11 protein-coding genes are annotated in these 12,108 nt (G+C 75.2%); 2 read left to right on the forward strand and 9 right to left on the reverse strand.

The features are described 5' to 3' along the window. The 4 genes from trpC to hisI all read right to left on the reverse strand — a co-directional run. Nucleotides 1-795, reverse strand: a 795-nt coding sequence (trpC, locus tag AC0IVP_RS21120) for an indole-3-glycerol phosphate synthase TrpC (protein WP_471759150.1), incomplete at its 3' end; no start/stop codon positions are given. Between the two features lie 116 nt (nucleotides 796-911). Further along, nucleotides 912-1,592 (reverse strand): TIGR02234 family membrane protein, encoded by a 681-nt coding sequence (locus AC0IVP_RS21125; RefSeq protein WP_471759152.1) that lies wholly within the window; start codon nucleotides 1,590-1,592, stop codon nucleotides 912-914. Beyond that, entirely contained in the window at nucleotides 1,589-3,115 is a 1,527-nt protein-coding gene (locus AC0IVP_RS21130; protein ID WP_471759154.1) for an anthranilate synthase component I, read from the reverse strand. Before AC0IVP_RS21130 ends, AC0IVP_RS21125 begins: the two co-directional genes overlap by 4 nt. Then, nucleotides 3,102-3,458, reverse strand: a complete 357-nt coding sequence (gene hisI, locus AC0IVP_RS21135) for a phosphoribosyl-AMP cyclohydrolase (RefSeq protein WP_235564937.1) — start codon at nucleotides 3,456-3,458, stop codon at nucleotides 3,102-3,104. The genes AC0IVP_RS21130 and hisI overlap by 14 nt, the downstream gene beginning before the upstream one ends. 112 nt (nucleotides 3,459-3,570) lie before the next feature. Here hisI and AC0IVP_RS21140 point away from each other — a divergent pair, with 112 nt between their 5' ends. Continuing rightward, complete coding sequence (locus AC0IVP_RS21140) at nucleotides 3,571-4,683, forward strand: GGDEF domain-containing protein (RefSeq protein WP_056299383.1); 1,113 nt, start codon at nucleotides 3,571-3,573, stop codon at nucleotides 4,681-4,683. 24 nt (nucleotides 4,684-4,707) lie between these two features. On the opposite strand, the gene AC0IVP_RS21145 is transcribed toward AC0IVP_RS21140, so the two are convergent. The 3 genes from AC0IVP_RS21145 to AC0IVP_RS21155 are packed head-to-tail and all read right to left on the reverse strand — an operon-like array spanning nucleotide 4,708 to nucleotide 7,302. Beyond that, a complete protein-coding gene (locus AC0IVP_RS21145) occupies nucleotides 4,708-6,366 on the reverse strand; it encodes an FAD-binding dehydrogenase (protein ID WP_471759156.1) in 1,659 nt (552 codons plus the stop codon). A gap of 10 nt (nucleotides 6,367-6,376) precedes the next feature. Next, the gene (locus tag AC0IVP_RS21150) at nucleotides 6,377-6,865 is read right to left on the reverse strand and encodes a hypothetical protein (protein ID WP_471759158.1); all 489 of its coding nucleotides are present in this window, start codon (nucleotides 6,863-6,865) and stop codon (nucleotides 6,377-6,379) included. Between the two features lie 11 nt (nucleotides 6,866-6,876). Continuing rightward, complete coding sequence (locus tag AC0IVP_RS21155) at nucleotides 6,877-7,302, reverse strand: hypothetical protein (protein WP_471759160.1); 426 nt, start codon at nucleotides 7,300-7,302, stop codon at nucleotides 6,877-6,879. Between the two features lie 169 nt (nucleotides 7,303-7,471). Here AC0IVP_RS21155 and AC0IVP_RS21160 point away from each other — a divergent pair, with 169 nt between their 5' ends. Continuing rightward, on the forward strand, nucleotides 7,472-7,879 hold the full coding sequence (locus tag AC0IVP_RS21160; RefSeq protein ID WP_471759162.1) for a cupin domain-containing protein: 408 nt from the start codon (nucleotides 7,472-7,474) through the stop codon (nucleotides 7,877-7,879). 508 nt (nucleotides 7,880-8,387) lie between these two features. Here AC0IVP_RS21160 and AC0IVP_RS21165 read toward each other — a convergent pair. Beyond that, complete coding sequence (locus tag AC0IVP_RS21165; protein ID WP_471759164.1) at nucleotides 8,388-10,202, reverse strand: ABC transporter ATP-binding protein; 1,815 nt, start codon at nucleotides 10,200-10,202, stop codon at nucleotides 8,388-8,390. After that, nucleotides 10,199-11,971 (reverse strand): ABC transporter ATP-binding protein, encoded by a 1,773-nt coding sequence (locus AC0IVP_RS21170; protein ID WP_471759166.1) that lies wholly within the window; start codon nucleotides 11,969-11,971, stop codon nucleotides 10,199-10,201. Before AC0IVP_RS21170 ends, AC0IVP_RS21165 begins: the two co-directional genes overlap by 4 nt. Nucleotides 11,972-12,108: the final 137 nt, after the last annotated feature.

Below are 12,108 nucleotides of genomic sequence, written 5' to 3' on the forward strand. Positions count from 1 at the left end.
GGTCACGGCGGGGTGGGACCCCGCCGTGACCAGGTCCGCGACGGCCTGGCGCGGGTCGGCCGAGGTGACCAGGCCCTCCCCCACGAGCACCGCGTCGGCACCGGCGCCGGCGTAGCTGATCAGGTCGTGCGGGCCGCGGACGCCGGAGGCGGCCACCTTGACGACCTCGGTGGGCAGCCCGGGGGCGATGCGCTCGAACGTGGAGCGGTCGACGTCGAGCGTGGTGAGGTCGCGGGCGTTGACCCCGATCACCGAGGCGCCGGCCTCCAGCGCACGGTCGGCCTCGGCCTCGGTGTGCACCTCCACCAGGCCGGTCATGCCCAGGGACTCGATCCGCTCGAGGAGCCCGACCAGGGCGTTCTGCTCCAGGGCGCCGACGATCAGCAGCACGACGTCGGCCCCGCAGGCCCGGGCCTCGTGCACCTGGTAGCTGGACACGACGAAGTCCTTGCACAGCACCGGGACGTCCACGGCTGCGCGCACGGCGGCGAGGTCGGCCTGGGTGCCGTGGAAGCGGCGGCGCTCGGTGAGCACGCTGATCACCCGGGCACCGCCGGCGGCGTACTGCACGGCCAGCGAGGCCGGGTCTGCGATGTCGGCCAGCGCGCCCTTGCTGGGGCTGTTGCGCTTGACCTCGGCGATGACGCCGACGCCGGGGGCACGCAGTGCGGCGAGGGCGTCCAGGGAGGGCCGGGCGTCGCGGGCACGGGCCTGCACCTCGACCAGAGGGGTCGCTGCCTGGCGGGCGGCGACGTCCTCGCGCGCGCCGGCCACGATGTCCATCAGGACGTTCACGCTCGGTCGTCCCCTGGGTTGCTCACTGGATGCCACATCAGGCTGGTCCCCTCACCGGTCGGATCGGTGGACACACTGTAGAGAAGCGGCCCGGCAGCGTCCGCACGGGGTTGCGCTCACCGCCCGGGCTCCCGGGTGGCGTCGTCCCGGGGGTCGTCGGTGGGGTCGGTGCCGTTGTCCAGGGCCTTCCAGGCGGCCTGGTGCCGGTCCTCGGCGGACTCCGGCCGGGACGGCTGCCGGCGGGCGGGCTCGGCGGCGCCGGGGGTGCGCTCGTAGCGCCGTCCCAGGCCTGGCCAGGAGCGGCCACGCAGCACGACGAGGACGCCGGCGACACAGCCGAGCACCCCCGCGACGGCGGCGAGCACCGGCCAGGCGGCACTGGTCGCGACGTCGACGGTGGCCCCGCCCAGCCCGATGACCGAGCCGCCCAGGTCCCCCGTGCCGACGTCGACCGAACCGGTCAGCGCCCGGACGCCGGAGACCACGAGCACGCCACCGGCGACCGCCGTGAGCAGCCCGACGGCGACCCGGCCCCACCCGCGGACCGCGAACAGCGCCACCGCCCCGGCCAGCAGGAGCAGGCCGGTCGCGGGCACCAGCGGGGCCAGCTCACCGCCGGTGAGCACGTCGGCGTAGGGCGGCAGCGGTGGCTGCCGGGTGACGGTCACGTCGGCCCAGGGCTGTCCGCCGGAGGACAGCGCCAACGCGCCGGCCACGGCGCTGAGCAGCACCGCCGCGGTGAGTTCGCGCCGGGTGTCCCGCGCGGGGCGGGCCGGTGTCTCGGGGGGCTGGGTCACGACAGCTCCCGCAGCCCCTCCGCGGTGGCGATGGCCGACAGCACGGCACGGGCCTTGTGCCGGGTCTCGGCCTCCTCGGCGTCGGCGTCGGAGTCCGCGACCACCCCGGCACCGGCCTGCACGTACGCCGTCCCCTGGTGCAGGACGGCGGTGCGGATGGCGATGGCCATGTCCATGTCGCCGCCGGCGTCGAGGTAGCCGACGGTGCCGGCGTACAGCGCCCGGCGGGTGGGCTCCAGGGACTCGATGACCTCCATCGCGCGGGGCTTGGGGGCCCCGGAGACGGTGCCGGCGGGGAAGGTGGCGTCGAAGACGTCCAGCGCGTCCCGGTCGGGGGTCACCTGACCGGCGACCGTGGACACCAGGTGCATCACGTGGCTGTAGCGCTCCACCCGCATGAAGTCCGCGACCTCGACCGTCCCGGGCACGCAGACCCGGCCCAGGTCGTTGCGGGCCAGGTCCACCAGCATCACGTGCTCGGCCCGCTCCTTGGGGTCGGCGAGCAGCTCCTCGGTCAGCCGCGCGTCCTCCTCCGGGGAGCCACCGCGCGGCCGGGTGCCGGCCGGCGGGTGCACGACGGCGTGGTCGCCGGTGACGGTGACCAGCGCCTCGGGCGAGGACCCGACGACGTCGAAGGGCGACTCCCGGCCGGCGAAGCGCAGCAGGTACATGTAGGGCGAGGGGTTGGTCGCCCGCAGCACCCGGTAGAGGTCCAGCGCGTCGACGTCGGTGGGCCGGGAGAACCGCTGGGACAGCACGGTCTGGAACACGTCGCCGGCCCGGACGTGCTCGCGGACGGCCTCCACCCCGGCCTGGAAGCCACCGGGCGGGGTGTTGCTGGCGACCCGGTCGTAGACCGTGCCGGGGTCGGCGGTCACCACGGTCGCCACCCCGGGCGGGGACGCCTGGGTGAGCGCGTGCGCCATGTCGTCGAGCCGGGCCGTGGCGTCCGCGTACGCCTGCGGGGTCCCGGCGAGCGCGTTGGCGATGAGCAGCACGGTGCCGTCGTGGTGGTCGAGGACCGCCAGGTCGGTGACCAGCGTCATCGCCAGCTCGGGCATGCCCAGGTCGTCGACGGCGGTCTGCGGCAGCCGCTCCAGCCGCCGGACGACGTCGTACCCCAGGTACCCGACCAGCCCGCCGGTGAGCGGTGGCAGGTCGGCGGCGTGCGGGGTCGACTCCCGCGGGCTGCGCAACCGCCGGGCCAGCGTCCGGACGGCGTCCAGCGGGTCGGTCGGCAGGTCCTCGGTCAGTCCGGGCAGCGGGTCACCCAGCCACAGCGCGGCGCCGTCGCGCTCGGTGAGCACGCCGGCGCTGCGGACGCCCACGAAGCTGTACCGGGACCACTGCTTCCCCTGCTCGGCGGACTCCAGCAGCACGGTGCCCGGCCGGTTGCCGGCGAGCTTGCGGTAGACCCCGACGGCGGTCTCGGAGTCGGCGAGCAGCCGGCGGGTGACGGGGACGACGGGGCCCGGTGCCGCGGCGAAGTCGGCGGCGGACGGGAGGGTCTCACCCAGCCGCACGGGAGACCTCCAGCGAGCGGTGGAAGCAGGACCGCTCCCCGGTGTGGCAGGCCGGGCCGGTCTGGTCGACCAGCAGCAGCAGGGCGTCGCCGTCGCAGTCGACCCGGACCTCGCGCACCGCCTGGTGGTGCCCGGACGTGGCGCCCTTGACCCAGTACTCGCCCCGGCTGCGCGACCAGTAGGTGGCCTCCCCCGTGGCCAGGGTGCGGCGCAGTGCCTCGTCGTCCATCCAGGCCAGCATCAGCACCTCACCGGTGTCGTGCTGCTGGGCGACGGCGGCGACGAGGCCGTCGGGGGTGCGTCGCAGCAGGTCGGCGACGGCGGGGTCGAGAGCGGGAGACACGCCGACCAGTCTGGCAGCCGCGCGGGGACCCCCCGGTGCCACGGTCCACCCGCGCGGGGACACCGCCCCGCACCCGGGGGGCGGGGGCCGCTGCTGCGTGCTCTGATGTGCCGTGCCCGCCGCGCTGAACCCCCTCACCGCGCGGTTGGCCGACCCCGCGCAGGAGGACCGCTTCCTGGCCACCCAGCTGCCGGGACTGCGCCGGGACGTGCTGCTGGTGGCCGGTCTGGTGCTGGCCTACAACGTGGTCTTCTTCGTGGTCAACCTGCTGCGGGGGCCGGCGTGGGGCCTGGTGGGCCTCACCGACCACGTGGTCGTCGGCGCGGCCAGCGTGGTGCTCGCGCTGGTGGTCCGCCGCACCACCAGCTACCGCACGACGGCCCGGGTGCTGGTCGCGGGGTTCGCCGTCTACGCGGTGGTCGCGCTGGCCCTGGGCGGGGACCGCACGCCCACCGGGTGGCTGCTGCTGAGCCTGCACACGGCGGCGATCCTCTGCCTGCACGCCCGGCTGCCGTTCCCGGTGACCGCCACCCTGGTGCCGGCCTGGTCGGTGGCCAGCCTGCTGGCGGCGACCACGGCCGGCATCGACAGCCGGGACCTGACCACGGCCGTGGCGCTGGTGGGCACCGCCGTCCTGGTGGGGCTGGCGGCGGCCTACCGCGTCGCGGCGCAGGCCCGGCTGCTCTTCGCCCAGACCGAGGCCCTGGAGCGGCAGACCACCCTGGACCCGGTGACCGGTCTGCCCAACCGGCGGGGCTGGGAGGAGGCGTTGCAGCGGGAGTGGGAGCGGTGCGCCCGGGAGGGCACCCCGCTGGGCCTGGTGGTCGTCGACGTGGACCACTTCAAGCAGGTCAACGACACCTTCGGCCACGCCGCGGGCGACCGCGCACTGGTCGTGGTGGCCGGGCTGCTCTCGGCGGCGCTGCGGCGCCCCGGCGACCTCGCCGCCCGGATCGGCGGGGACGAGTTCGCCCTCCTGCTGCCCGGGACCGACGCCGAGGGCACCGCGTCCACCGCGAGCCGTCTGCTGGCCGACGCACGGCGGGCCCGGGCCGCCGCCCCCGACGACGCCGCGGAGGCCGGGCTCACCGTGAGCGTCGGCGTGCACTGCACGCGGCCCCGCACCGCGGGCGCCGCCGAGACCGCCGCGGCGGTGTCGGCCGCGGACGCCGCCCTGTACCGGGCCAAGGCCGCCGGCCGCGACCAGGTCGCCGGCGCCAGCTGACCCGACAGGTGGGTCCGGCCCCCCTCAGAGGGCCGCGGCGACCGCCCGTCCGGCGACCCGGCCGGAGAACAGGCACCCGCCGAGGAACGTGCCCTCCAGCGAGCGGTAGCCGTGCATGCCGCCCCCGCCGAACCCGGACACCTCCCCGGCCGCGTACAGCCCCGGGAACACCTCGCCGCCGGGCTGGAGCACCCGGCCGGAGAGGTCGGTCTCCAGCCCGCCCAGGGTCTTGCGGGTGAGCAGGTTGAGCCGGACGGCGATCAGCGGGCCCGCCTCGGGGTCCAGCATCCGGTGCGGCGGGACGACCCGGATCAGCTTGTCGCCCAGGAACCGGCGGGCGGCCCGGATGGCGGTGACCTGGCCGTCCTTGGAGAAGCGGTTGGCCGTCTCGCGGTCCCGGGCGACGATCTCGGCCTCGACGACGGCGGCGTCCAGGTGCGGGGTGTCGCCCGTGACCCGGTTCATCCCGGCGACCAGCTCGGCGACGGTCGGGGCGGTCACGAAGTCCACGCCCCGGTCCAGGAACGCCCGCACCGGCGCGGCCGGGCCGCCGCGCACCCGGGTGAGCAGGAGCTTGAGGTCCTTGCCCGTCAGGTCCGGGTTCTGCTCGGAGCCCGACAGGGTGAACTCCTTCTCCACGATCTTCCGGTCCAGCACGAACCAGGTGTGCTCGTGACCGGTGGTGCCGATGTGCGCGAGGGTCCCCAGGGTGTCGAAGCCGGGGTAGAGCGGGACGGGCAGCCGCTTGCCGGTGGCGTCGAGCCAGAGCGAGCTGGGCCCGGGCAGGATCCGGATGCCGTGCCGGGCCCAGATCGGGTCCCAGTTCTCGATGCCCTCCGTGTAGTGCCACATCCGGTCGGGGTTGACCACGCTGGCGCCCGCGGCCTCGGTGGCCTGCAGCATCCGGCCGTCCACGTGCGCCGGGACCCCGGACAGCAGCCGCTCCGGGACCGGGCCGAGCCTGGCCGGCCAGTTGGCGCGCACCAGGTCGTGGTTGGCCCCGATCCCCCCGGAGGTGACGACGACGGCCTGCGCGCCGAGCTCGAACTCCCCCACCTCGGTCCGCGAGGTGGCCTCACCACGGGCCGCGGACGACGGTTCGAGCACCCCGCCGCGCACGCCGGTGACGGCGCCGTCGGTGACGACCAGGGCGTCCACCCGGTGCCGGAACCGGACGTCGACCAGGCCGCGGGCAACGGCCTCTCGCACCCGCCGCGCGAAGGGCTCGACGATGGCCGGGCCGGTGCCCCAGACGATGTGGAAGCGGGGCACCGAGTTGCCGTGGCCGGTGGCGGTGTAGCCGCCCCGCTCGGCCCAGCCGACGACGGGGAAGAAGCGGATGCCCTGCTCCCGCAGCCAGGCGCGCTTCTCCCCCGCGGCGAACTGCAGGTAGGCCTCGGCCCACTGCCGGGGCCAGTGGTCCTCGGGCCGGTCGAACCCGGCGGTGCCCGACCAGTCCTGCCGGGCGAGCTCCAGGGAGTCCCGCACCCGCAGCCGGCGTTGCTCGGGCGAGTCGACCAGGAACAGCCCACCGAAGGACCAGAACGCCTGTCCGCCCAGGTTCGCCTCGGGCTCCTGGTCCAGCAGGAGGACCCGCTTGCCGGCGTCGGCGAGCTCGGCGGTGGCGACGAGACCGGCCAGGCCGGCCCCCACCACGATGACGTCAGCGGTGTCGGTGGTCACACCGGGGAGGTTAGCCCGGGGTGCCCCGGCGCCGGGTCCACTCCCGGACCGGCCGCTGGCACGCCAGGACGAGGGCCCCGATCGGGCCGACGGTCATCAGCACCGCCCACCAGGTGGCCCGTCCCCCGCCGAGGGAGCCGAAGAGCACGGCGATCCCCAGCAGCCCCAGCAACGGGGGGATGCTGCCCAGGGCCAGCACCAGCCAGCCCCGCGCCCGACCCAGCAGCACCAGCACGGCACCGACCGCGACCCAGACCGCCATGGCCACCAGGACGCCGGCCGGCCAGCCCGGCACCTCGTCGAACCCCGCGCCGGGGTCGACCAGCAGCCAGGTCAGGTACGCCAGCTCCAGCACCACCAGGCCGCCGAAGACCGCCGCGAACGGCACGAGCAGTGGGCGTCCGGGTTGCAGCGGGGCACGGGTGCCGCGCTGCGGGGCAGGACGCGCGGCGCGGGGCGAGCGCCGCACCGGCGCGCTCGGACGGGGCTGCTTGGCCATGGCGGGTGAGCCTAGGGGGCCGGGTCCGGCACGGACCGTCGGTCCTCGTGCCGCCTCGAGGCCAACCAGCTGCCCGTGGCCGGCAGCCACACGCACACCACTGCCGCGACGGCCGACACGCAGAGGGCCGACGGCCAGAGGAGCTCGCCGACCGACCAGACGTCCAGGCCCGTGGACGCGTACGCGGCGGTGAGCAGGGTCAGTCCCGCGGTGAGTGCGTCCCGGCTCCGCCCCGCGCACAGCCGGTGCGTCCCCACCAACGTCAGGACGCACCCCGCTGCGAGCGGTGCCCCCGTCGGGAGGAAGGCGGCAGCGAGGGCGAAGGGCATCAGCAGGACCGCGTACACGCCGAGGAGGACGGACAGCACCACGGCAGTGACGGCCGGTCCGGGCATCGACGGGGCGGGGACCGGCTCGGGGCCGGACGAGGTGGTCATGCAGTCCAGCCTCGGGGCGACGACGTCACCCCGAGGGGCGCCGTCGCGGTCTGTGGATCCAGCCCGTCGTGTGGACGACGGCCGGCACGGAGCGCCCGGGTGTGCACGGTGGACCACCCCGTGATCCACAACGCGCTTGACCTGCCCCCCGGCGGGGCAAGAGGTGGGCATGGCAGCCAAGGACATCGTGCACTTCGACATCGCGACCGTGGCCGAGAAGAGCGCCGACTTCCGTCGCGTGCTCTGGACCGGCGAGCACTCCCAGCTGGTGATCATGACCATCCCGCCGGGTGGCGAGATCGGCGAGGAGACCCACGACGAGAACGACCAGATCCTGTCCTTCGTCAGCGGCGTCGGGAAGGCCGTGATCGAGGGTTCGTCCAAGACGGTCAAGCCGGGCGAGATCGTCGTCGTCCCGGCCGGGACCAAGCACAACTTCGTCAACGACGGCCCGAACCCGTGGGTGCTCTACACCGTCTACGGCCCGGCCGACCACGCCGACGGCGCGGTGCACCACACCAAGGAGGAGGCCGACGAGCTCGAGGAGTCCGGCCAGGACGAGCCGCCGACCAGCTGACCCACCCCGCCGGGCGGCGACCCAGTGCCGGACGACGGGCAGCGAGCCCAGCACGACCGCCAGCAGCGGTCCACCGCCGAGCCACAGGAGGGCCGCCGGGTCCTCGCGCAGGTCACCGGCGGCCAGCCCCACCCCGACGAAGCCGACGCACAGCGCCGAACCCAGCACGAGCACCAGCCAGGACCGACCGGTCAGCAGCAGCACCGCACCGACCAGCACGAGCAGGAACGCCACCGCCGGCACCGCACCGAGCACCGCACCGCGCCAGTCCTCGTAGCCCAGGGACAACAGCCCCACGAAGAGCGCGAAGAACGCGACCGGGAGCGCACCGACCAGGCCACAGCCCGCGGCGAGCCAGGCGACGACCGGGGCGACCCGGCGGACGGGGGCGGCAGGGACGGTGACCGTGGACATGCCCGGGAACCTAGGTCCCTGACCAGCCCGGACGCCGCCGACGCGCCCACGCGCAGCGCACGGGAGGGGCGGCCGTCGACGGCGACGAGCGGTGTCAGGCCGGCGTGCGGGCGGCCCCGGACGACCGGCGCCAGGAGGCGTGCAGCCCGGCGTAGACCCCCGGTGCATCGACCAGCTCGGCGTGCGTGCCCCGCTGCACGACCCGGCCGGCGTCCACGACCAGCACCTCGTCGGCCCGCTCGGCGGTGGACAGCCGGTGCGCGATGGTGATCGTCGTCCGACCGCTGGTGAGGGTGTCCAGGGCCCGGGTGAGCCGGGCCTCGGTCGCCGGGTCGACGGCGCTGGTGGCCTCGTCCAGCACCAGCAGGTCGGGGTCGGCGACGTAGGCGCGGGCGACGGCGACCAGCTGCCGCTCCCCCGCCGACAACGACTCCCCGCGCTGCCCGACCGCCGTCGCCACGCCGTCGGTCAGGCCCTCCACCCAGTCACCCAGACCCAGCTCGTCGAAGGCGGCGGCGACGTGCGCGTCGGTCATCCCGGGCTTGCCGTAGCGGACGTTGTCGGCCACCGAGGCGTCGAAGAGGAACCCGTCCTGGGGGACCATCACCACGCGCTCGCGCAGCGAGGCGAACGCGATCTCCGCCAGCGGCACGCCGCCGACCAGCACCCGGCCGGAGCTGGGGTCCATCAGCCGGGTGAGCAGCTTGGCGAAGGTGGTCTTGCCCGAGCCGGTCTCGCCCACGACGGCGACCCGGGTGCGCGGGGCGATCTCCAGGTCGACGTCGTCCAGGGCCGGGCGGGCGCCCGGGGCGTAGCGGAAGACGACGTGGGAGAACCGGACGCCCAGCGGCCCCTCGGGGAGCGCCCGGCCGTCGACCGGGTCCTGGACGTCGGGCTCGGTGTCCAGCACGTCGAGGACCCGGCGGAACCCGGCGACGGCGTTCTGCGCCTCGTTGAGCACCTCGCTGGCGGTCTGGACGGGTGCGACGAAGAGGGTGACCAGGAAGAGGAAGGCGATCAGGGTGCCGGCCGAGATCTGGCCCCCGATGCCCAGCAGCACTCCGACCACGACCACCGCGGCGTTGGCGACGGCGGCGACGAACTCGCCGCTGACGTACACCCCGGCGGTGGTCTTCTGGGCCTGCACCGAGGCCTGGTAGTGCCGGTCGATGGCGGCGTCGATCCGGGCGGCGGTGCGGCCGCGGATGCCGTAGGCGCGCACGGTGGGGGCGCCGACGACGGACTCCCCGACCGCGGCCAGCACGTCGCCGACCCGCTCGCGGACGACGCCGTAGACCGCGGCCAACCGCTTGGCGAACCACTTGACCGCGAAGCCCAGCGGGATGAAGCAGACCAGCACCAGCAGGGTCAGCTGCCAGGAGTAGACGGCCATGACCACGGTGGCGACGACGAGCTGGCCCAGGCTGACCAGGCCGAGCACACCGCCCCACTGCATGAAGACCGACAGCTGGTCGACGTCGCTGGTGACCCGGGAGACCAGGTTGCCGCGGCGCTCGCCCTGCTGGTGCAGCACGGAGAGGTCGTGCACGTGCCGGAAGGCGCGCACCCGCAGGTTGGCCAGCGCGGTCTCGGTGGTGCGGAAGAGCCGGACGTTCATCCGGTAGACCGCGACCGCGGTGACCAGCACGACCAGCGCGCAGACCGCGACGAGTTCGCGGACCAGCGGGATGTCCGGGCCGCCGGCGGCACCCAGACCGCGGTCCAGGGTCTGCTGCACCGCGATCGGGACGACGACCCGGCCGGCGGTGGCGAGCAGGGCGAGGGCGAAGGTGGCGGGCAGACCGCGGCGGAACTCCGGCATCATCCGCAGGCCGCGCCGCAGCGTGGCGGTGGCGGTCTCGGTGGGCCGTTCGGTGAGCCCGGTGGCGGGCTCGGCGACGGCGGTCACGCCTGGGCCCCGGCGGGCTCGGGCTCGGCGGCGGTGACGGCGTCCGGTGGCTGGTAGGCCTGGACGAGCCGCGCGTAGCCGGGCACCTGGGCCAGCAGCTCGGCGTGGCTGCCGCGGGCCACGAGCCGGCCGCGGTCGATCCACACGACCTCGTCGGCCAGCGAGATGGTGGCCTGCCGGTAGGCGACCACGACCACGGTCGCCGGCTGGTCGGTGTTGCGCAGTGCGTCCAGGATCCGCGCCTCGACGCTGGGGTCCACGGCGCTGGTGGCGTCGTCCATGACCAGCAGCCGGGGCCGGCGGACGACGGCGCGGGCCAGGGCCAGGCGCTGACGCTGGCCGCCGGACAGGCTGGCGCCGCGCTCACCGACGCGGGTGTCCAGGCCCTCGGGCAGCCGGTCGACGAAGTCCTCGGCGGCGGCGACGCGCAGTGCGGCGTGCACCTCGTCGTCGCCGATGTCGGCGCCCAGGGTGATGTTGCCGCGGACGGTGTCGTCGAAGAGGAAGGTGCCCTGGGCGACGAAGGCCGCCTGGGTGGAGACCTCGCCCTCACGCAGGCTGCGCACGTCGACGCCGTCCAGCAGGACCTCGCCGGAGTGCGGGTCGACCAGCCGGACCAGCAGCCCGGCCAGCGTGGACTTGCCCGAGCCGGTGGGGCCGACGACGGCGACGGTGCGGCCGGCCTCGACGTCGAAGGTGACCCCGTGCAGGACGCGGTTGGTCCGCCCGTCGGCGTCGGTGTGCCCGAAGTCGACAGCGCGGACGCCGACCCCGGCACCGGTGGGGCCGCCGGCGGCGGCGTCCGGGCCGTGGGGGGTCTCCCCCTCGGCCGCCAGGACCGGGGCGACCCGGTCGTAGCCGGCCAGTGCGCGGGGCAGGTCGGCGAGGACCCAGCCGATGGCCCGGATCGGCAGCGCGAGCAGGGTGAACAGGTAGGCGATGGAGACCAGGTCGCCGGCGTTGGTGGACCCGGTGGCGACCTGGTTGGCCCCGACCAGCAGGACGGCGAGGGTGCCCAGGTTGGGCAGCGCCTCCATCATCGGGTCGAACAGCCCACGGACCCGGCCGACGGCGACCAGGCCGTCGCGCAGCTCGTCGGCACGGACGCCGAAGCGCTCGGTCTCGGCGGCCTCCCGGCCCAGCGTCTTGACCACGAGGGCGGCGTCGAAGGACTCGTGGGCGATCTCGGAGACCTCGGCGCGCAGCTGCTGCGCGCGGGCCATCCGCGGGCTCATCACCTGGGAGTAGACGGCGTTGGCCAGGAAGACCAGCGGGAAGACGACCAGCCCGACGACGGCCAGCAGCGGGTCGGTGAGGAACAGTGCGACCACGGTGATGACCACCATGACGATCGCACCGCAGGCGAAGGGCAGCGGGGCGACGAAGAACCAGCTGGCCTCGACGTCGGAGTTGGCGTTGGACAGCAGCTGGCCGGTGGGGTGGCGCTGGTGCCAGGACAGCGGGAGCCGCAGGTACTGCCCGGTGACCCGGCGCCGGTACTCGGCCTGCAGCCGGAAGCTCATGATCCCGGCGAAGAGCCGGCGGCCGATGATCCCGACGATCTTGAGGACGGCGACGCCGAGGATGGCCAGCGTGGCCAGCCACAGCGCCCCGGCGGTGACCGAGCCGCGCTCGAAGCTGGGCAGCACCAGGCGCTCGGTGATGCCGCCGATGACGTAGGCGCTGGCCACGGTCATGGCGCCGTACAGGCTGCTGCCCAGCACGGCGAGGGTGAACATGCCCGGCTGCTCGCGGACGGCCTTGGCCACGTGCCGGAAGCCGCGGCGGACGACCTTCTTCTGCTCCCGCTCGCTGCGGACGGTGACGTCGCCGGTGCGGGTCCGTCCGGCCGGGACGGCGGAGGGAGGGGCGTTCTCGGGCGTGGGGGTGGTGACCTGCTCCGGGG

The organism is Klenkia sp. AC732, from assembly GCF_979256525.1.

Excerpts from the sequence above, each read along its gene's own strand:
- AC0IVP_RS21150 (WP_471759158.1), bottom strand. The coding sequence starts at position 6,865 with ATGGCCAAGCAGCCCCGTCCGAGCGCGCCGGTGCGGCGCTCGCCCCGC.
- AC0IVP_RS21155 (WP_471759160.1), bottom strand. The coding sequence starts at position 7,302 with ATGACCACCTCGTCCGGCCCCGAGCCGGTCCCCGCCCCGTCGATGCCC.
- AC0IVP_RS21160 (WP_471759162.1), top strand. The coding sequence starts at position 7,472 with ATGGCAGCCAAGGACATCGTGCACTTCGACATCGCGACCGTGGCCGAG.